Raw genomic sequence first — 19,009 nt, forward strand, 5'->3', positions numbered from 1 at the left:
GCGTTCGTTCAAACGGTCCCAAAGGTGAGGGAGCGTTTGTTCAAACGGCCCCAGAGGTGAGCGAGCGTTTGTTCAAACGGCCCCAAAGGTGAGCGAGCGTTTGCCGGAACCAACGCTCGCTCACATATCCCGCACTTCGGAACAAAAAAACGACGGCGACGCTTCCCAGCACGGAAGCGTCGCCGTCGTCGGCTCTTCGGGTATTGCGCGCGCGCTATTCAGCCGCCGCGGCAACCGCCGCCGTGACTGCAGGAGCGACGCGGGGGTCCAACGGGCTGGGCACGATGTAATCGGCGGAGAGTTCTTCCTCGGCGAGGGCGGCGATGGCGCGGGCCGCGGCGATCTTCATGGCCGGAGTGATCCGACGTGCCCCGGCGTCCAAGGCTCCGCGGAAAATCCCGGGGAAGGCCAGGACGTTGTTGATCTGGTTCGGGAAGTCGCTGCGGCCAGTGGCCACGACGGCCGCGTACTTCACGGCGACCTCCGGCAGGACTTCGGGGTCCGGGTTGGACAGCGCGAACACGATCGAATCCTGGTTCATGAGCTTCAAGTGTTCCTCGGCCAGCTTGGACGAGGAAACGCCGATGAACACGTCGGCGCCGTTCAGGGCCTCTGCGGGTCCTCCGGAAAGGCCGCGGGGGTTGGTCCGCTGGGCGAAGCGGGCCTTGACGCTGCCCGAGTCGGCCACGAGGTCCGCGCGCTCCGCGTTGATCACGCCCTTGGAATCCAGAAGGACGACGTCCTTGACGCCAGCGGTCAGCAGGATCTCGGAGACGGCGATGCCCGCGGCGCCCGCACCGGACACCACAACTTTCAGTCCCTCAAGTTCGCGGCCGGTCACCTTTGCGGCATTCGTCAATGCTGCGAGAACCACGACGGCGGTGCCGTGCTGGTCATCGTGCATGACGGGGCAGTCGAGGGCTTCGATGAGGCGCTCTTCGAGTTCGAAGCAGCGGGGCGCGGAGATGTCTTCGAGGTTGACGGCGCCGAAGCTGGGACGCAGGCGGACCAGGGTCTCGATGATTTCGTCCACGTTGGTGGTGTTGAGGACCAAGGGGATGGAGTCGAGATCGCCGAAGGCCTTGAACAGCGCCGATTTCCCTTCCATGACCGGGAGGGAGGCGCTGGGTCCGATGTCGCCCAGGCCCAGGACGGCGGTACCGTCGCTAACGACCACCACGAGGCGCTCGGCCCACGTGTGCGTCCGTGCAAGCTCAGGGTTGGCGTGGATCGCGCGGCTCACCTCGGCGACGCCGGGGGTGTACGCAATGGAAAGATCCCGCTTGTTCAAGAGCGGCACGGTGCTGGAAACGGAGAGCTTGCCGCCTTCGTGGGCGGCGAAGATTTCCTCTTCGCTCAGCGCCAGGGCAGTCAGATTCTGTTCAGGGGTGATGGTCTCGACGGACACGTCGTTGTCTCCTCAGGCTAGCCGTGAACCCACGGCACAATTCGGGCAGGTATAGAGGCTTCGGTGCCGGACCAAGGGTGGCTGGTCCGTGCTGTGAAGCTCCTGCGGATATGGGCTGCTAGCCGCTTGGCTCCTGTCTTCGTAGACAAGGGCTTGATAGGAAGACTAGAGACATCCAGCCATAAACTCATACTTTTGGTCGTAGTGGTCTAGACCAATTACGTTGATTCCCGTAAAAGCTACGCGTCCGCAATCAACTTGCAGGCGTTCTTGAGGTCCTTCTCCGCGTCGAAAAGTGAGATCCGGCGGCAGTTGACGGACTGGACCAGACCACTGACGACGTGGAGCAGAATCCGGGCCCTCCCAGCGTCACCGATCGCAGCAGCCACCATCTCGGCCGAGAGCGCTTCGATATCCCGCAAGAGCACGGGGATGTCGCCATCGCGGGTATCCCACGTGCGGGACAAGCAATGCTCGACGGCGGGTTGCATGACCCGCATGTGGAAAATCTCCATCCCGAGACCCGTGAGCTCTTGCTGGCTGCACCTCGAAGACGCCGGCTTGGAGTCGTTGAGTTCCCGCAGCTGCTGCCGGTAGACGGCAAGCATCAGGTGAACCGTGGACGGAAAGTATCGGTAGAGCGTCCCGAGCGGAACGTGGGCCCTGGTGGAGACGTCGGAAAGGCTCACAGTATCGAACTGGCGCTGGGCGAATCCGGCGGCAGTCTTCAGTATCCGGGCGTAGCGCAATAGCTGTCTCGGCGTCGTGGGAGCAGCCGCCATTTGGGGCAACCCCGCGGCCAGATCCAGCGAATACGGTTCCAAGGAGTTCGGTTCGGACATTTCCGGCGTTCTGTTGGTTTGGGCTTCGTTCGGGGAGATTGCGCGGCCCCCCAAAGACCGAGCGCGTCCTGACAATGATACGGCAGCAAGTTGTCAGTTCCCTGAGAACCGATTCCCGGAGGCTACGCAACGCCCTTGATCTTCACAACGAATACGGCACCCAGCAGACCGACGACAGCTGCGGCCACGTACAGCGAAACGTAGCCACCCCAGAACACAACGAAGACGGAGGCAATTGCCGGCGCAATCACTTGCGGCAAAGAGTTGGCCACGTTGATGACCCCAAGGTCTCTGCCCCGGTCCAACGCCGCAGGCAGCACTTGGGTAATGAGGGCGAAGTCGACCGCCAGATACGCACCGAAGCCCACGCCAAGCACCACGGCACCCGCAATGGCCCCTGTCCACGTGGGTTCGAACGCGAGGATCAACGCGGCTATCGAGATGACGACGGACGAGACAATGACCAACGGTTTGCGTTTGCCCATGCGGTCGCTGATGGCACCGCCCACCACGCTGGTGATGATCACCATGACGGCATACAGGCCCGTCAGGATAAGGACGCCGAACTCCGGCTTGATCCCCTGCGCTTCCTCGAGGTGCACGGCATCCTTGAGGAAGAACAGCAAGTACAACGTGACCATGTGGTTGCCGACATTGACCAGGAACCTCGTCAGCCAGGCCCACGCGAAGTCCGGGTACTTGACGGGCGAGATCCAGAACCCCTTGACGAATGTCCAGAGTTTGAACGGTGGCCTGGCCTCCCGAACGAGAGGCACGTCGTCATTCTTGAATAGATAGAGCACGACCCCGGCCAGCAGCGCGGCAGCGCACACGATGTAACCTAGGGCAAAGTTCCCGGAAACCACGGAAGCAATCACCGCGCCCGCGAGAATGCCCACGGTCTGCCCCATAGCCGCGAGCCCGCCGACCGCGCCGCGCTGAGGAACTGGTACTCGATCCGGAATAGCAGCTGTGATAGCCGCATAGGCTCCGTTACAGCCGGCCTGGACAAGGCACCACAGAATGGTCATGACCGCCACATTGGGAGCGCCCGCCAGGGCCACCAAGGCTGCGGTGCCGAGGATGGCACCGAAGAGTACCCACGGAACGCGTCGCCCAAGGCGTGACGTAGTGCGATCGCTGAACGCTCCGAAAAGGGGATTCGCAACCATCGATACCGCGGCGCCGCATCCCGTGACAAGCGCAAGGATGGCTTCCTTCTGTCCTTCGTCAAAGTGGATGGCCTGCTGTCCGAGCAACACCTGGATGGGCCCGAAGAAAGCGGCGTTGATGCCCACATTGACGAGCACCACTCCGGTGACCCACAGCGAGCGGACGCGCTCCACGGGCTCGGCGAGCGCCGTCGTCGGGCCGTGTGTTCGCGCAGGATCGAGGGCAGGATCCGTCACCGGTCCCTCAGGCAGGGAACCGGGCGGATCGGACGGGCTCATGACGGTTCTCCCCTGGCGTCTGGACGTGTGAATTCAGCCTAGCGCCAAGGCACGTCCGCGCACGTTAGGGTAACTCCAACGGACCGAGGAGGATCAACGATGAACAGCCCAGCGAACCCCATCAACACCGCAGATTTATACGACGAGCGTGCCGAGGATGTTGAGTCGATATCACTGCAGTTCCAGGACCTCGGCGGCGTCTCGCACTTCAACGGCCCCGTTCGCACCATCAAGTGCTTTGAGGACAATGCCTTGGTGAAGGCGGTTCTGGCGACCCCCGGCGAAGGCGCCGTGCTGGTGGTGGACGGCTACGGCTCGCTGCGCACGGCTCTCATGGGGGACATGATCGCCGAGAGCGCCGTCGCGAACGGCTGGTCCGGCGTCGTGATCAATGGTGCCATCCGCGATCGCGTGGCGATCGCGAGGCTGCCGTTGGGCGTCAAGGCCCTCGGGAGCAACCCCAAGAAGAGCTCCAAAGTGGGCCGCGGCGAAGTGGACATCGCGCTGCTGATTGATGGAGTTCACATCGAACCCGGCAACCTGATCTACTGCGATCCCGACGGGATTCTCGTGGAACGGTGACATATTTCTCTCCAATCGGGTAAGACAGGGAATAGAGGAGCCATTAGGATAGTTACTGAAAGCAACTATCCTGCTTAGTCCCCTTTTCATCCACCCTTGGAGAAGCAATGTCCAAAGCCACGCCTGTGCGGGCCGCCGGAGAGGTCCTGACACACCGTCAGACGCTCACCGTCATGGTGGGCCTCATGCTCGGCATGTTCCTGTCCTCCCTGGACCAGACCATCGTGTCCACGTCCATTTACACCATCGCCAACGACCTCGACGGCCTGTCCCTGCAGGCGTGGGCCACTACGGCCTACCTCATCACATCCACGGTAACCACCCCGCTGTACGGCAAGCTCAGCGACATCTTCGGGCGCCGTCCGCTCTACCTGGCCGCGATCCTGATCTTCCTCGCGGGCTCCTTGTACGCCGGTTCCGTGCACTCCATGACCGAGCTGGCCATCGCCCGCGGCATCCAGGGTATGGGCGCCGGCGGTCTGCTGGCCCTCGCGCTGACCATCATCGGCGACATCGTTGCCCTGAAGGATCGTGCCAAGTACCAGGGCTACTTCATGTCCGTCTTCGGCGTTTCCTCGGTCCTCGGCCCCGTGGTCGGCGGTGCTTTCGCAGGCTCGGCCAACATCCTTGGCTTCGACGGCTGGCGCTGGGTCTTCTTCATCAACCTGCCCATCGGCCTGGCCGCACTGGCCGTGGTGTTCTTCTACCTGCACCTGCCCGCGAAGCACGTCAAGCAGAAGATCGACTACTGGGGCGCAGGAGCCATCACGCTGGCCATCGTTCCGCTGCTCCTCGTGGCCGAACAAGGCCGCAGCTGGGGCTGGACCTCCGGCAACTCGTGGATCTGCTACGGGCTGGGCGTCATCGGCATCATCGCGTTCCTGCTGGTTGAGCGGCGTGCCGGGGACTACGCGCTGATCCCCCTGCGGCTCTTCAGGAACATCACGTTCGGCTTGTCTTCCCTCCTGAACTTCATCATTGGTATCGGCATGTTCGGGGCCATCGCGATGCTCCCGATGTACCTCCAGCTGGTCAAGGGCCTCACTCCCACCGAGGCCGGCCTCATGATGATCACCTTCACGGTGGGCATCCTCTTCGGTTCCATTACAGCGGGCCGTACCATCTCGTCGTCGGGCGTTTTCCGGATCTTCCCGATCCTCGGCACGGGCATCCTGACCGCGGCTGCCATCGTCATGGGACTGTCCCTCGGCGTGGACACCGGACTCTGGGTCCCCGGCCTGATCGCCGTGTTCTTCGGCATGGGCCTGGGCTTCTGCATGCAGCCGCTCACCCTGGCCATGCAGGTCTCCGTGCCGTCGAAGGACATGGGCGTGGGCACGTCTACCGCTGCGTTCTTCCGTTCCATGGGCGGTGCCGTGGGAACCGCCGTGTTCATCTCGATGCTCTTCAGCCTGGCCGCCGACAAGATCGCCTCGGGCATGAAGGACGCCATGGGCAGCGCCGATTACCTCAAGGTGCTCAAGGATCCCGCGGTTGCTGCGGATCCCGCCAACGCGAAGCTGTACGACTTCTTCAAGAACGGCGCCACGAACGATTCGCTGAACGACACCAGCTGGCTGCACCATGCAAACCCGGCGCTCACGCGCCCCATCCTTGAAGGCTTCGCACAGTCGATCGACACCGTGATGCTGACCGCCGCGGCCCTCACCGGCCTCGCGTTCCTCATCACGTTCGCTTTGCCGAACAAGAAGCTGACGGATCCGAAGACGGCTGCGAAAGAGTCCGTTTCGGCCCACTAGGCAATATCTCGAACCGCGCCACGGCAGGCAGTCTTTTGGACTGCCTGCCGTTGTCGTTTCCAGTGTTCGTGCGGGCAAGCGTCCGACGGCGGCGCAAAAGTCTGCGTGGCGTGACACCTCCTGCGTGGCCGGCCGCGTTGACTGGAAGTCACGCTGGCAGCGTGCCACACTGTGTAGCGCGAGTGCCCCGACGTCCCCGTCGGAACCAGGCGCCGACGAGGACCGCGCCGCACAGTCCACAAATTTTCCCAAGGGAGAGCCATGCCCGATTCCAGCTCAGACAGCCGCTCCGGCGTCCCACGCAAGGTAATCGGCCTGGCCGTTGCCGGGGCGGTAGGCGGTTTCCTCTTCGGCTTCGATTCCTCCGTCGTCAATGGGGCCGTCGATGCGATGAAGGACGAATTCATGCTGAGCGAGGCCGTCACTGGCCTCGCTGTGGCGGTCGCGTTGCTCGGCTGTGCAGCAGGGGCCTATCTCGCGGGCAAGGTGGCCGACCGATACGGCCGCATCCCCGCCATGAAGCTGGGCGCCGCTCTCTTCCTGGTCAGTTCCATCGGGACGGGCTTGGCTTTCGGCATCTGGGACCTGGTCTTCTGGCGCTTGGTTGGCGGCCTCGGCATCGGCCTCGCCTCCGTGATCGCGCCGGCCTACATCTCTGAAATCTCCCCGCGCCGGGTCCGTGGCCGGCTCGCATCGTTGCAGCAGCTAGCGATCACCACCGGTATTTTCGCGGCCCTGCTGTCCGACGCCGTCCTGGCAAACTCTGCGGGAAGCGCCCACCATGCGTTGTGGCTCGGCATTGAGGCGTGGCGCTGGATGTTCATCGCCTGCGCCGTGCCCGCCGCGGTATACGGCGTGATCGCCTTCCGGCTGCCTGAGTCCCCGCGCTTCCTGGTCCTCAACGGCAAGGAAGATACCGCACGCAAAATCTTCGACACCCTGATGCCCGGCGACGACACCGAACGCCACATCCGCGAGATCCGCGACTCGATCAAGGAGGACGAGCTCTCCACCAAGAAGGGCTCGCTGCGTGGAAAGGCCTTCGGCCTGCAACCCGTGGTGTGGATCGGCATCATCCTGTCCGTGCTGCAGCAATTCGTCGGCATCAACGTGATCTTCTACTACTCCACCACCCTGTGGAAAGCAGTCGGCTTCCACGAGCAGGACTCCCTGACCATCTCGGTGGCAACGTCCGTCACCAACATCCTGGTGACCCTCGTGGCCATCGCACTCGTGGACCGCATCGGCCGGCGGCCCATCCTGCTCGCGGGCTCGATCGGGATGGCCGTGTCCCTTGGCGCCATGGCGTTGGCCTTCTCCTCCGCCACCGGGTCGGGATCCTCGGTGTCCTTGACCGGAGCCTGGGGTCCGGTTGCCCTGGTAGCAGCCAACGTGTTCGTGGTGAGCTTCGGAGCTTCGTGGGGACCGTTGGTGTGGGTGCTCCTGGGAGAGATCTTCCCCTCACGCATCCGTGCCCGCGCGCTGGGCCTGGCCGCTGCAGCCCAGTGGATCGCCAACTTCGCGGTCACTTTGAGCTTCCCGGTCATGGCGGCCGGTTCGCTGCCGCTGACTTACGGCATGTACGCACTGTTCGCCGCGGCGTCGTTCTTCTTTGTCATGTTCAAGGTGCCCGAAACGAACGGCATGTCCCTCGAGCAGGCCGACACCTTGTTCGTCCCGAAGGGCTCCAAGCCCGCGGAGTTCGCGGTCACGGAACCCAAGTAGCCTCCCGGGCCCAAGTGACTCGCAGTTGTTGTCGTTTTGGAGGCTCATAACGACAACAACTGCGAGCTGATTGGGGCCGCCTACACGAGGTGCGGTTCGTGCGACTTCAGGTATCGGCGGCCACTTGCGGCTACGAGGATCGCGAACCCGAGGGCGACGGCGGCAGCGAAGAACGGGACCTGGGGACCGAAGTGCTCGCCCAGCTGCGCAGCGACAAACGGAGCCAGCGCGCCGCCCATCCAGCGCACAAAGTTGTACCCGGCCGAGGCCACGGGACGCGGCGAATCGGAGACCTCCATGGCCAGTTCGGTGTACAGCGTGTTGTTGATGCCCAGCAGGGCGCCCGCCACAATGACGAGCACGACGACGGCAGTCACCGAGTGCCCCGCAGCCAGTCCCAGCCCTACGAGGTCCAGCAAAAGCGCCCCGAGTGTGCCGACCAGGACGTTGGTGGTGCCGAAGCGACGCTGCAGCAGGGGTGCGACGAAGACCGAGAACACGGCCACGGCTACGCCCCAACCGAAGAACACGGCACCGATACCGTAGGCGTCCATTCCCAGGATGAAGGGCGTGAAGGCAAGGATCGTGAAGAAGCCGTAGTTGTAGAACAGGGCACTGGCCGCAGTGGTGCGAAGGCCTTTGTGGCCCAGGGCGAGGAGCGGGTCACGCAAACGGGCCTTCGTGGCCGGCTTCGGCGTCTTGGGCAGCAGGGCCAGCAAGGCGATGAAGGAGACGGCCATGAGGACCGCGGTGCCGAAGAACGGTGCGCGCCACTGCCAGCCGCCGAGCAGCGCGCCGAGCAAGGGGCCGAGGGAAATGCCCAGGCCAAGGGCGGCTTCGTAAAGAATAATCGCGGTTCCGGTTCCACCGCTTGCGACGCCGACAATCACTGCGAGCGCGGTGGCCACGAAGAGAGCGTTGCCAAGTCCCCAACCAGCGCGGAATCCGACCAGCTCACCCACGCTTCCGGACAAGCCGGACAGCGAGGCGAAAACGACAATCAGGGCCAGGCCGATCATCAGCGTCTTTTTGCCGCCGATCCGCGACGAGACGAAACCGGTCACGAGCATCGCGACCGCGGTCACCAGGAAGTAGCTCGTGAAGAGCAACGACACCTGGCTGGGGCTGGCCTGGAGGTTCTTGGCGATGGCCGGCAGGATCGGGTCCACCAGGCCGATACCCATGAAGGCGAAGACGGCGGCAATCGCCGTGGCCCAGACAGCTTTGGGTTGCTTGAGGAACGAAGCCTTCTCGGCCTCGAGGGTTTCTTCCGCTGGCTGCAGTTGCTCTGCGAGCTGGCCTTTCATGGACTGCTCTCCTAGTTCTTGGGCTTCTTCAGTTGGGTTTGTTCAGTACTGGACTGAGTGGTTGATCTTGTCGAACACCGGAAGTGCGGCTTCCACGGCGTGGCGTTCTGCTTCGCTCAGCGTTCCGAGGATCCCGGCGATGAATTCGTTGCGGCGGCGGTCTGCGTTCTCGACGGCGGCACGTCCCGCCGCGGTCGCGGCGACGCGGACGGCACGGGAGTCGTCCGGATCCGCTTCCCGTTTGACGAGGCCCGCGCGCTCAAGCTTGATGATCTGCTCGGTGGCGCTGGGGACCTTGACCCCCAGGTTCCGGGCGATCCCTCCGACGCGGGCAGCGCCGTCGAGCGCCATCTTGAGGACGCCAAGCTGGGCGGAGCTGAGTTGCTCCTCGGAATCGAGGCGGCGCATCACATAGACGCTCTGCCGCAAGGCTTCCCGGAATGATTGGGCGAGGGCGAGGAGCGCTTCGTCAGCTTGATTGTCGTTCATACTTAGGTATCCTAACAGTTAGGTTACCTAAATATCAAGGATAAGCATTTCCCTTTGCGCTCTCCGGCGCTACAGCGCGAGCTTCATTCCCTCGTGACTGGCCACGAAACCAAGCCGCTCATAGAAGCGGTGGGCATCCGTGCGGGACTTGTCGCTGGTGAGCTGGACCAGGGTGCAGCCGCGGTTCCGAGCCTCTTCGATGGCCCACTGCATCATGGCCGCCCCGACGCCATGGTCCCGCAACTCTGCGGCGACGCGCACGGCCTCGATCAGGCAGCGCAATGAGCCCTTCCGAGCCAAACCCGGGATGAAACTCAGCTGGAAAGTCGCCACGCAAGCGCCATTCAAATGGCCGACCACCAACAGTTGGGCCGGATCCTCATTGATCTGCTGAAACGCCTGCAGATAGGGTCCGACATCGTCGGCATTTTCACGGGAGCTGCCCAACTGATCCGCGGCGAGCAATCTGAGAATGGCGGGCAGGTCCTCCCAGTGTGCCCGGCGGAGCGTGAAGACTCCTTCGTCCAGAACCATGCTCAACAGCGGCTTCACCCCTGGATTTGTGTGACTCATAGCACCAGCCTGACACAAGCTGGAAGATTCGTTTTACGCGCTTTCATGAATTCTGGGTGAAACGATCAATCACAAATTATTGGATGCTTCAAGTTACTTTGGACTAGCAGATTTGTTAGCCACGTCACCATGCGGCGAATCACCCGAAGGATACAGATATGTCTCACCAGACAACAACGGGGCACCGCACAGCCTCCAGCAAAGACAGCGAGCCGCATCTGGCGCGCTCACTGAGCAACCGCCACATCCAGTTGCTTGCCATCGGCGGCGCCATCGGCACGGGCCTGTTCATGGGCTCCGGAAAGACCATCTCCGTCGCCGGCCCGTCAGTGATCTTCGTGTACATGATCATCGGCTTCATGCTGTTCTTCGTCATGCGCGCCATGGGCCAGCTCCTGCTGTCCAACCTGAACTACAAGTCCTTCAGCGACTTCGCCGGCGACCTGCTTGGTCCTTGGGCGGGCTTCTTCACCGGCTGGACCTATTGGTTCTGCTGGGTGGTAACCGGAGTGGCCGATGTAATCGCCATCGCGGGCTACGCAAATGAGCTCTGGCCGGGGGTGCCGCTCTGGATTCCGGGCCTCGCGACCATCGCCATCCTGCTCCTCCTGAACCTCCCCACGGTGAAGGCCTTCGGCGAGACTGAGTTCTGGTTCGCCCTCATCAAGATCGTTGCCATCGCCGCTTTGATCATCGTGGGTATCGTCATGATCTCCACCGGCTTCACGTCCGACGCCGGAGCCGCCAGCTTGACCAATCTCTGGAGCCACGGCGGCTTCTTCCCCAAGGAATTCATGGGGTTCGTTGCCGGCTTCCAGATCGCGGTCTTCGCGTTCGTCGGCATCGAACTGGTGGGCACCGCCGCGGCCGAGACCAAAAACCCGGAGCACAACCTGCCCCGCGCCATCAACGCCATCCCGGTCCGCGTCATGCTGTTCTATGTCGGCGCGCTCATCATCCTGATGTCCGTCATCCCGTGGACGGAATTCAAGGCCGGCCACAGCCCGTTCATCGCCATGTTCTCCCTGGCCGGACTGGGCATCGCGGCCACCGTGGTGAACCTCGTGGTGCTGACCTCTGCCATGTCCTCGGCCAACTCGGGTATCTACTCGACGTCGCGCATGGTGTTTGGCCTAGCCAACGACGGCGATGCCCCCAAATTGTTCGGCCGCCTCTCGAGCCGCAAAGTCCCGCAGAACGCCCTGTTTCTGTCCTGCGTGCTGCTCCTTGGCGGCGTCGCCCTGCTCTACGCGGGCAAGGACATTGGAGCAGCCTTCGACATGGTCACCACGGTCTCCGCGGTCTGCTTCATGTTCGTATGGTCCATCATCCTGGCGAGCTACCTCGTTTTCCGGAAGCGCCGGCCCCAGCTGCACGAGGCATCGACCTTCAAGATGCCCGGCGGGATCGTGATGGTGTGGGTGGTCTTCGCCTTCTTCGGCTTCCTGGTTTGGGCCCTGACGACCCAGCCGGACACCCTCACGGCCCTGCTCGTCACGCCCATCTGGTTCGCGATCCTCGCCGTGGCCTACGCCCTGGTCCGGAAGTCGCCGCTGCACCAGGCCCGCGTGGCAGAGTGGAAAGCCATGGCCGAATCCGAGACGACCGCCGTCGACACCGCCGCCCGCTAGGACGCCCGCTCACATATAACGGCAAAACCCGAAACCCTCCTTCACATCATTCATGTGAAGGAGGGTGAGCGAGCGTCCGGGAAAAGCCTAGGACTCGGCCTTGCGGTCTTCGATCAGCTTCAGCACCTGCGGGAACAACGGATGCGACGGCGGCAGGTCGGTAATGCGCTCGACCGCCTCGGCGGCGTCCATCTCGGAAAGCATCCGGGAGAGTTCCACGGCTTCGTCGTCGGCGCCGTCGTCGAAACGCAGGGCTGCGGCCATCGCATCGAGGAGGGCAACCGGCGTGACTCCGCGCTCCGCGAGTTCCGCGGCCGGCCCGATGAACCGTTCGTGCCGGCCCAACTTCCGGAGCGGAGCACGGCCCACCCGGTTCACCGTGTCCGGCAAGTACGGGTTGGTGAAGCGGGACAGGATCTTCTGCACGTACGCTTCCTGCTCTGCTTCGACGAACTCATGTTTGGCCACGAGAAGCTGCTTGGTCTCCTCCAACACGGCCCGCACCCGGGCGGCCACGGTGGCGTCGGCCATGGCGTCGGAGATCTTCTCCAAGCCGGCGCTATAGCCGAAGTACGCTGCCGAGGCATGTCCCGTGTTGACCGTGAACAGCTTCCGTTCGATATACGGAGCGAGTTCGTCCACGAAGGTCGCGCCCGGGATCACCGGCGCCTCCCCGGCGAAGGGCGTGCGGTCGATCACCCACTCGTAGAAGGTCTCCACAGTCACGTCCAGGCCTTGGCCCGGCGCTTGGTTGGGGACAATCCTGTCCACCGCCGTGTTCGCAAACACAGCAGCGGAGGAAAGGTCACCGGCGGCACCGTCCCACGCGGCTTCCACTTCGGAGTGCAGGAGGTCCGTGGCGTTGATCGCGTTCTCGCAGGCCATGACCTGGAGCGGAGCCAACAACGGCGAGCGGCCGGCGACGCCCCGCGCGATCACCGGTGCCACGAACTTGAGGATGTGGGGCCCCACTGCAGTGGTGACGAGGTCCGCCGTCGCGATTTCCGCGACGACGGCAGCCTCTTCGGTGCCCGAATTCAGGGCCCGGAAACCGGACACGGTCTTGACGGCGGCGTTCTCGCCGACCTCGTGGACCTCATAGGAGGATGCGGAGGCGAGCTGGCTGATCAAGGCCTCCGCGACATCGGCGAAGACCACCTCATATCCGGCCTCGTGCAGCAGCAAGCCGACGAATCCGCGTCCGATGTTCCCTGCCCCGAAATGGACTGCCTTCACTATGCGTTGACCTTTCCGAACAGATCCAGCACTTCCTGCACCGACGTGGCCTGCTCGAGCTGGGCCACTTGCGCCTTGTCCGTGAAGATCTTGGCGATGGAGGACAGGATGTGGAGGTGCTCGTTGTTGATGCCGGCGACGCCGACGACGAACTTGACCTGCTTGCCGCCCCAGTCGATGCCCTCGGGGTAGCGGACGATCGACACACCGGAGTGCAGGATGTGGTCCTTGGCAGCATTGGTGCCGTGCGGGATGGCCAGGAAGCTGCCCATGTACGTGGACACGGATTCCTCGCGCTCGTGCATCGCGTGAATGTAGCCCATGTCCACGGAGCCGCGGTCCAGCAGGAGCTTGCCGGCTTCGTCGATGGCCGAGTCACGGTCCGTCGCGGAACCATTGAGGATCACGCTTTGGGGGAGCAGGACATCTTTGCCCTCGGCGGCGGCAGGCTGGGCGGCGTGGGCACCGGCGGCCGGTTCGGCAACCGCCGTCGAATCTTCAGTCCCGGGCTCAGCGTTGCTGCTCTTGACCAGTTCCACGATCTCCTCGTACCGGGGACTGTTCATGAAGTTGTCCACGGAGACGTGCACGGCACTGGAGGTGACCGGCCGGGCGCGTTCTGTCAGGTCCTGGTGCGTGACCACGACGTCATACGTGTCGCTGAGGTTGGCAATGGCCGAATTGGTGACCTTGACGTCCGGGAACCCGGCTGCCTTGATCTTGTTGCGCAGGACCGAGGCCCCCATGGCGCTGGAGCCCATGCCGGCGTCGCACGCGAACACGATGTTCTGGATAGGACGGGTCAGGACGGCGGTACCGCCACCGGCGCCCAGGAGGGCGGAGGAAACGGAACTCTTCTTGCCCTTGAGCTCTTCCATCCTGGACGTTGCCTGGCCCAACGCGTCCACATCGGTGGTCTTGCTGGTCCGCAGGATCACCGAGGCGATCAGGAAAGATACCGTGGCTGCGAGGAGGACGGAGAGCGCCACACCGAAGTAGCTGTCTTTCGCTGTTGCGGCAAAGACCGCGAGGATGCTGCCCGGGGCTGCAGGTGAGCGCAAGCCCGCACCGGTGACCACCAAGGTGAAGATACCGGTCATGCCGCCTGCGATCGTGGCGAGGATCAGGATCGGCTTCATGAGGATGTACGGGAAGTAGATCTCGTGGATGCCGCCGACAAACTGGATAAGCGCAGCGCCAGGAGCAGAAGCGCGTGCCAGGCCCTTGCCGAAGATCATGTACGCGAGCAGGACGCCGACGCCCGGGCCGGGGTTGGCCTCAAGCAGGAACAGGATGGACTTGCCGTTTTGCAGTGCTTGTTCCGTGCCGAGCGGAGTGAGGATGCCGTGGTTGACGGCGTTGTTGAGGAAAAGGACCTTGGCGGGTTCGATGAAGATGCTGGTCAACGGCAGGAGTCCGTTGTGGACCAGGAATTCGACGACGTTGCTCGCACCGTCGCTGAAGGCCTTCACTACCGGACCGATCACCAGCATGCCGAAGATGGCCAGGGCGGCACCGACGATGCCTGCCGAGAAGTTGTCGATCAGCATCTCGAAGCCCGGCTTGACCCGGCCTTCCCATACCTTGTCGAGCTTCTTCATGATCCAGGCCGTGAGCGGGCCCATGAGCATGGCGCCGATGAACATCGGGATATCCGTACCCACAATCACACCCATGGTGGCGACGGCTCCCACCACGCCGCCGCGGATGCCGTGAACGGCCCGGCCGCCCGTGTAGCCAATCAAGAGCGGCAACAGGTACGTGATCATGGGGCCCACGAGTTTGGCCAGGTCCGCATTGGGCAAGAAGCCTGCCGGGATGAACAGGGCCGTGATGATGCCCCATGCAATAAAGGCCCCGATGTTGGGCATGATCATGCCCGATAGGAACGTTCCGAACTTTTGGACACCAACGCGCACGCTGGTGCGCGGTTTCGCAACTGACGCTGTTGCCATTGTGTGAATTCCTAACGTGAGCCCCGCATCAGTGCGGGATCAGTCGATATCTATCGAAGGAGGACAGCTCTAGGAGCTGCTGGAGATACGGTGAAGCCATTCAAGGAAGAGCTTCAGTTCCGAACTGGATAGCTGGTCTGAATGCGAGGCTTGGAGTGCCGCATTCAGCGCGATTGCCGCAACAACAACGGACGACTTGCCGGAGTCGTCTGCTGCGGCGCCACGGGCAATTTCCGTGGACACGGCGAAAATCATGGAATCCCGGGTCATGGTGGAAAGTTCGAGGTTCCGGTCTTCCAAAGGCTCTGCAATGAGCATGAGCGTGACGCCGACGTTGGCCGCCAGGATGCTCCTGGCCGCCTCGCGCGGGGGTACGTTGATCTGCCCGGCAATGGCCGCCTTGCTCAGCATCTCCTCCAGAAGCGACTCGGCATCAGCCACGATGGCCGGCCTGCTTTCCGGACGGATGTTGCCGAACATCACCAGGTAAAGGTGCGGTTGGGTAAGTCCGAACTGGACGTGGTTGTCCCACATCCGGCGGACGTCCTCCAGGGGTTCCCCAGAGGGTGCGAAGTCCCGCTCTCCCGCCACGTACTCCTCGAAGCCGGCTGAAACGACGGCATCGAACAGCCCCTCCTTGTCGCCGAAGTGGTGGTAAAGCGTGGGCGCCGTGACGCCGGCAAGTTTGGTGATTTGGCGCGTAGAGACCGGTGACCCGTCCGAATTCGCCAGCAACTCGGCAGCTGCACGGAGCAGCCGAGTTTTGGGCGGAAGCTGGTCATCGAAACTCATAGCCGCTACCCTAGCACCTATAGCAACGCTATATGAAGTGAGTCACAGGAGATTTTTTCGGACCCCGAGGCGCCGCAGCCGGTGGGTCCGATCCGAGAGCAGGAACAGAGGATTTCAGTGCAGAATTTCCAAGGAGTAGGCGTTAGCCCGGGCCGCGTCATTGGCACTATCCGTCAGATGCCCAAACCAGTCAGCGAACCGCCGTCGGGCGAACAGCTAGCCGCATCCACCACTGCGGAAGACGCCGTCGCTGGCCTGAAAGCGGCGGCCCAATCGGTCCACGACGAGCTCAAAGCACGGGCTGACAAGGCCAGCGGCGACGGCAAGGCGGTGCTCGAAGCCACGGCGCTCATGGCCAAGGACACCATGCTCCTGAAGTCGGCCACCAAGCTCATCAACAACAACGGCAGCTCCGCCGAACGCGCCATCTGGGAAGCCGGAGCCTCCGTCTCCGAAATGCTCCACAACCTGGGCGGATACATGGCCGAACGCGCCACCGACGTCCTGGACGTCCGCGCGCGGATCGTCGCCGAACTCCGCGGAGTCCCCGCCCCGGGGATCCCGGCGTCGGACACTCCGTTCATCCTGGTGGCCGAAGACCTCGCACCCGCCGACACCGCAACGCTGGACCCCGCCGTCGTGACTGCACTGGTCACCTCGGGCGGCGGACCGCAGTCCCACACCGCGATCATCGCGCGCTCGCTCGGCTTGCCCGCAGTCGTCGCGGCCCGCGGAGTGGACGAAATTCCTGACGGCGCCGAAGTCTTCGTGGACGGCGCAGCCGGCTCACTCTCCCTCGAACCCAGCGAAGAACAGCGCGCGGCCGCCCTCGCGTGGGTCGAAAATGCCGCCACCCTTGCGGCTTTTGACGGAAACGGCACGACGGCGGACGGCCACTTGGTGCCCCTCCTCGCCAACGTCGGCGGAGCCAAGGACGCTGCCGCGGCCGCGGCGCTGGGCGCCCAGGGCGTGGGCCTTTTCCGCACCGAATTCTGCTTCCTGGAACGCGACACCGAACCGACCGTGCTGGAACAGGCCGCCGCGTACAGGGGCGTATTCGACGCGTTCCCGGGCAAGAAAGTGGTGCTCCGGACCCTCGACGCGGGCGCCGACAAGCCCCTTCCCTTCCTCACCGACGCCACCGAACCCAACCCGGCCCTCGGCGTGCGCGGTTACCGCACCGACTTCACCACACCCGGTGTTTTGGACCGCCAGCTCGAGGCAATCGCCATAGCGGCCGACGAAACAGAGGCCGAGGTGTGGGTCATGGCGCCCATGATCTCGACTGCGGCCGAGGCTGCCCATTTCGCGTCGATGTGCGATGCCGCGGGCATCAAAAAACCCGGCGTGATGGTGGAAGTTCCCTCGGCGGCATTGACCTCGGCGTCGGTCCTGCGCCACGTGGGTTTCGCGTCCCTCGGCACCAATGACCTCACGCAGTACGCCATGGCGGCCGACCGGCAACTCGGGCCCCTCGCCGAACTCAACACCCCGTGGCAGCCCGCCGTCCTGCGCCTCGTCCAGCTGACCGTGGCTGGCTCGGTCGAAGAGGGCAGCGGCAAACCCGTTGGCGTCTGCGGTGAGGCTGCCGCGGACCCGGCCCTCGCCGTCGTGCTTGTTGGCCTGGGCGTGTCCACGCTGTCCATGACCGCGCGGTCGCTTGCCGCCGTCGGAACCGTGCTCAAAACGGTGACGTTGGAACAGGCGCAGGAGCTGGCCCGGCTGGCGCTCAGCGCACCGGATGCGCTCGACGCAAAGGCCTGGGTCCGTGCCAAACTGCCGATCCTCGAGGAACTCGGGCTCTGAGCCCGGCTGCACTGTCCTACCTGAACCCAAGGAGAAACCATGCCCGAACGCACAGCCACCATCGCCAGCCGCTCCGGATTGCACGCCCGCCCCGCGGCAATTTTTGCCGAAGCCGCGGGAGAATCGCCGGTTGAAGTGACCATCGCGATGGCCGGTTCGGCTGCCGACGACGCGCTCGACGCCGCCAGCATCCTTTCCCTCATGACGCTCGGCGCGGCCAAGGGCGACGTCGTGGTGCTTCGTGCGGAGGGCGACGGCGCCGACACTGCCCTCGATTCCCTGGTGACACTCCTGGAAACCGACCTCGACGCCGAGTAGGCGGCCTCTTTTCCAACGCCCGCTCACCTATGAGCGCCTCCCGCCGATGGGGGGCTCGCTTACCGTCGATGAGCCGAAAAGGACCGAAAATGCGCAAGCCCGATGCCGCCGTCGCGTTCTATGCGCTCAGCATTGCGCTGCTCCCGGTGTCGCTACTCGGCTATGTGATCTGGGTGGGAAAGCTTTTGTCTGCGAGACCTTCTGGCGTGTCGACAAGTGCGCAGGCCCCGCTCTCCGCGAGGTGGGCGATGCACAAATTCGGCGTGCGCGAAGACCAGGCCGCCATCCGGTTGTTGCCCCTGCTTCCCGGCGTTCCCTGGTTGGGCATGCGTTTGGCATTCTGGCCGACCGTCTTCGCGCACCGCGTCACGGGTTTCGTCCCGAAGACGTTCCGCTACCCCTTTGAGGGCGAGATACCTCCACAAGCGGAGGCATCGGCGAGGGTCACGTTCTTCGACAGCGCGGTAGACCGCACCCTTCCCGGGATCGACCAATTGGTCATCCTCGGCGCGGGTTTCGACACACGCCCGTACCGCCTCGCGCCGGACACGCCCGTCAGTTCCTTCGAGGTAGATGCCGCAAGGACGCAGGCGGTCAAGCGCGAAATACTCGACAGGGCAGGAATCGACACGCACAAGGTAGCGTTCGTGTCCGCGGACTTCGAGAAGGATGATTGGCTCGCCAAACTCGTCGACGCCGGGTTCGACGTCGGGCGTCCGGCGCTTTTCCTCTGGGAGGGTGTCACGATGTACCTCGACCGGAACGCGATCGAGGACACGCTCCGGAAGGTCGCGAGTTGCGCCACGGGGAGCTTGCTCGCCTTCGACTACTTCACAACCGAGGCCCTTGAATCGAGAACGCCATATTGGCGATTCGGGCGGGCGGCGGCCACCGCAGCGGGCGAGCCATTGAGGTTCGGCGTGGACAGGACACCGCCTTCGCGGGAGCGCCTGGCCGAACTTCTCCGGTCCAACGGGTTGGCTCTCCTCGAACAGCGTGGACTTGGTCGCGAGAAACGCGCGTGGGGCGGCTTCGCGATCGCCGTGGTGGAGTAATGATCTGAGCGGGCGTTCCGCCGATTGGGCTCATATCCGAGCGCGCGTCTGGGATTTTGGCCATATAGGTGAGCGAGCG

The 19,009-nt window shown here is 63.7% G+C and carries 16 protein-coding genes; 7 read left to right on the forward strand and 9 right to left on the reverse strand.

Annotated elements, in window-relative coordinates; all coding sequences use genetic code 11:
* Nucleotides 1–214 precede the first annotated feature (214 nt).
* The 3 genes from KNN17_RS14345 to KNN17_RS14355 form a co-directional block, all read right to left on the reverse strand.
* A complete protein-coding gene (locus KNN17_RS14345; protein WP_241709706.1) occupies nt 215–1,408 on the reverse strand; it encodes an NAD(P)-dependent malic enzyme in 1,194 nt (397 codons plus the stop codon).
* Nucleotides 1,409–1,647: 239 nt separating this feature from the next.
* Entirely contained in the window at nt 1,648–2,250 is a 603-nt protein-coding gene (locus KNN17_RS14350) for a TetR/AcrR family transcriptional regulator (RefSeq protein ID WP_241709707.1), read from the reverse strand.
* 122 nt (nt 2,251–2,372) lie between these two features.
* Nucleotides 2,373–3,701: an MFS transporter gene (locus tag KNN17_RS14355; RefSeq protein WP_241709708.1), complete on the reverse strand. Its 1,329-nt coding sequence runs from the start codon at nt 3,699–3,701 to the stop codon at nt 2,373–2,375.
* A 99-nt stretch (nt 3,702–3,800) separates the two neighbouring features.
* Between KNN17_RS14355 and rraA the strand changes: the two genes are divergently transcribed.
* The 3 genes from rraA to KNN17_RS14370 all read left to right on the forward strand — a co-directional run bounded on the left by rraA (nt 3,801) and on the right by KNN17_RS14370 (nt 7,768).
* Nucleotides 3,801–4,283: a ribonuclease E activity regulator RraA gene (gene rraA, locus KNN17_RS14360; protein WP_241709709.1), complete on the forward strand. Its 483-nt coding sequence runs from the start codon at nt 3,801–3,803 to the stop codon at nt 4,281–4,283.
* A 107-nt stretch (nt 4,284–4,390) separates the two neighbouring features.
* Nucleotides 4,391–6,043 carry an MDR family MFS transporter gene (locus KNN17_RS14365; protein ID WP_241709710.1) on the forward strand — a complete coding sequence of 551 codons (1,653 nt, stop codon included), beginning with the start codon at nt 4,391–4,393 and terminating at the stop codon, nt 6,041–6,043.
* A gap of 261 nt (nt 6,044–6,304) precedes the next feature.
* Nucleotides 6,305–7,768 (forward strand): sugar porter family MFS transporter, encoded by a 1,464-nt coding sequence (locus KNN17_RS14370; protein ID WP_241709711.1) that lies wholly within the window; start codon nt 6,305–6,307, stop codon nt 7,766–7,768.
* 80 nt (nt 7,769–7,848) lie between these two features.
* Here KNN17_RS14370 and KNN17_RS14375 read toward each other — a convergent pair whose 3' ends face one another.
* The 3 genes from KNN17_RS14375 to KNN17_RS14385 form a co-directional block, all read right to left on the reverse strand.
* Nucleotides 7,849–9,075: an MFS transporter gene (locus KNN17_RS14375; protein ID WP_241709712.1), complete on the reverse strand. Its 1,227-nt coding sequence runs from the start codon at nt 9,073–9,075 to the stop codon at nt 7,849–7,851.
* A gap of 42 nt (nt 9,076–9,117) precedes the next feature.
* Nucleotides 9,118–9,564: a MarR family winged helix-turn-helix transcriptional regulator gene (locus KNN17_RS14380; RefSeq protein ID WP_241709713.1), complete on the reverse strand. Its 447-nt coding sequence runs from the start codon at nt 9,562–9,564 to the stop codon at nt 9,118–9,120.
* Nucleotides 9,565–9,633: 69 nt separating this feature from the next.
* The gene (locus KNN17_RS14385; protein ID WP_241709714.1) at nt 9,634–10,137 is read right to left on the reverse strand and encodes a GNAT family N-acetyltransferase; all 504 of its coding nucleotides are present in this window, start codon (nt 10,135–10,137) and stop codon (nt 9,634–9,636) included.
* Nucleotides 10,138–10,295: 158 nt separating this feature from the next.
* Between KNN17_RS14385 and KNN17_RS14390 the strand changes: the two genes are divergently transcribed.
* On the forward strand, nt 10,296–11,768 hold the full coding sequence (locus KNN17_RS14390) for an amino acid permease (protein WP_078107267.1): 1,473 nt from the start codon (nt 10,296–10,298) through the stop codon (nt 11,766–11,768).
* Nucleotides 11,769–11,855: 87 nt separating this feature from the next.
* Here KNN17_RS14390 and KNN17_RS14395 read toward each other — a convergent pair whose 3' ends face one another.
* From KNN17_RS14395 to KNN17_RS14405, 3 genes are all read right to left on the reverse strand, one after another.
* On the reverse strand, nt 11,856–13,004 hold the full coding sequence (locus KNN17_RS14395) for a mannitol-1-phosphate 5-dehydrogenase (RefSeq protein ID WP_241709715.1): 1,149 nt from the start codon (nt 13,002–13,004) through the stop codon (nt 11,856–11,858).
* The gene (locus KNN17_RS14400) at nt 13,004–14,959 is read right to left on the reverse strand and encodes a PTS mannitol transporter subunit IICBA (protein WP_241709716.1); all 1,956 of its coding nucleotides are present in this window, start codon (nt 14,957–14,959) and stop codon (nt 13,004–13,006) included. The genes KNN17_RS14395 and KNN17_RS14400 overlap by 1 nt, the downstream gene beginning before the upstream one ends.
* Nucleotides 14,960–15,028: 69 nt before the next feature.
* The gene (locus tag KNN17_RS14405; RefSeq protein WP_241709717.1) at nt 15,029–15,751 is read right to left on the reverse strand and encodes a TetR/AcrR family transcriptional regulator; all 723 of its coding nucleotides are present in this window, start codon (nt 15,749–15,751) and stop codon (nt 15,029–15,031) included.
* Nucleotides 15,752–15,868: 117 nt separating this feature from the next.
* Here KNN17_RS14405 and ptsP point away from each other — a divergent pair, with 117 nt between their 5' ends.
* The 3 genes from ptsP to KNN17_RS14420 all read left to right on the forward strand — a co-directional run bounded on the left by ptsP (nt 15,869) and on the right by KNN17_RS14420 (nt 18,930).
* Nucleotides 15,869–17,557 (forward strand): phosphoenolpyruvate--protein phosphotransferase, encoded by a 1,689-nt coding sequence (gene ptsP, locus KNN17_RS14410; protein ID WP_078107263.1) that lies wholly within the window; start codon nt 15,869–15,871, stop codon nt 17,555–17,557.
* A 39-nt stretch (nt 17,558–17,596) separates the two neighbouring features.
* Nucleotides 17,597–17,875 carry an HPr family phosphocarrier protein gene (locus tag KNN17_RS14415; protein WP_241709718.1) on the forward strand — a complete coding sequence of 93 codons (279 nt, stop codon included), beginning with the start codon at nt 17,597–17,599 and terminating at the stop codon, nt 17,873–17,875.
* 89 nt (nt 17,876–17,964) lie between these two features.
* Nucleotides 17,965–18,930: a class I SAM-dependent methyltransferase gene (locus KNN17_RS14420; protein ID WP_241709719.1), complete on the forward strand. Its 966-nt coding sequence runs from the start codon at nt 17,965–17,967 to the stop codon at nt 18,928–18,930.
* Nucleotides 18,931–19,009: the final 79 nt, after the last annotated feature.

Origin of the sequence: Arthrobacter bambusae (assembly GCF_022606295.1) — a bacterium.
Taxonomy (GTDB): domain Bacteria; phylum Actinomycetota; class Actinomycetes; order Actinomycetales; family Micrococcaceae; genus Arthrobacter; species Arthrobacter bambusae_A.

Excerpts from the sequence above, each read along its gene's own strand:
- KNN17_RS14375 (WP_241709712.1), bottom strand. The coding sequence starts at position 9,075 with ATGAAAGGCCAGCTCGCAGAGCAACTGCAGCCAGCGGAAGAAACCCTC.
- KNN17_RS14370 (WP_241709711.1), top strand. The coding sequence starts at position 6,305 with ATGCCCGATTCCAGCTCAGACAGCCGCTCCGGCGTCCCACGCAAGGTA.
- KNN17_RS14355 (WP_241709708.1), bottom strand. The coding sequence starts at position 3,701 with ATGAGCCCGTCCGATCCGCCCGGTTCCCTGCCTGAGGGACCGGTGACG.
- KNN17_RS14420 (WP_241709719.1), top strand. The coding sequence starts at position 17,965 with ATGCGCAAGCCCGATGCCGCCGTCGCGTTCTATGCGCTCAGCATTGCG.
- KNN17_RS14405 (WP_241709717.1), bottom strand. The coding sequence starts at position 15,751 with ATGAGTTTCGATGACCAGCTTCCGCCCAAAACTCGGCTGCTCCGTGCA.
- rraA (WP_241709709.1), top strand. The coding sequence starts at position 3,801 with ATGAACAGCCCAGCGAACCCCATCAACACCGCAGATTTATACGACGAG.
- KNN17_RS14390 (WP_078107267.1), top strand. The coding sequence starts at position 10,296 with ATGTCTCACCAGACAACAACGGGGCACCGCACAGCCTCCAGCAAAGAC.
- KNN17_RS14400 (WP_241709716.1), bottom strand. The coding sequence starts at position 14,959 with ATGGCAACAGCGTCAGTTGCGAAACCGCGCACCAGCGTGCGCGTTGGT.
- KNN17_RS14365 (WP_241709710.1), top strand. The coding sequence starts at position 4,391 with ATGTCCAAAGCCACGCCTGTGCGGGCCGCCGGAGAGGTCCTGACACAC.
- KNN17_RS14385 (WP_241709714.1), bottom strand. The coding sequence starts at position 10,137 with ATGAGTCACACAAATCCAGGGGTGAAGCCGCTGTTGAGCATGGTTCTG.
- KNN17_RS14415 (WP_241709718.1), top strand. The coding sequence starts at position 17,597 with ATGCCCGAACGCACAGCCACCATCGCCAGCCGCTCCGGATTGCACGCC.
- KNN17_RS14380 (WP_241709713.1), bottom strand. The coding sequence starts at position 9,564 with ATGAACGACAATCAAGCTGACGAAGCGCTCCTCGCCCTCGCCCAATCA.
- KNN17_RS14350 (WP_241709707.1), bottom strand. The coding sequence starts at position 2,250 with ATGTCCGAACCGAACTCCTTGGAACCGTATTCGCTGGATCTGGCCGCG.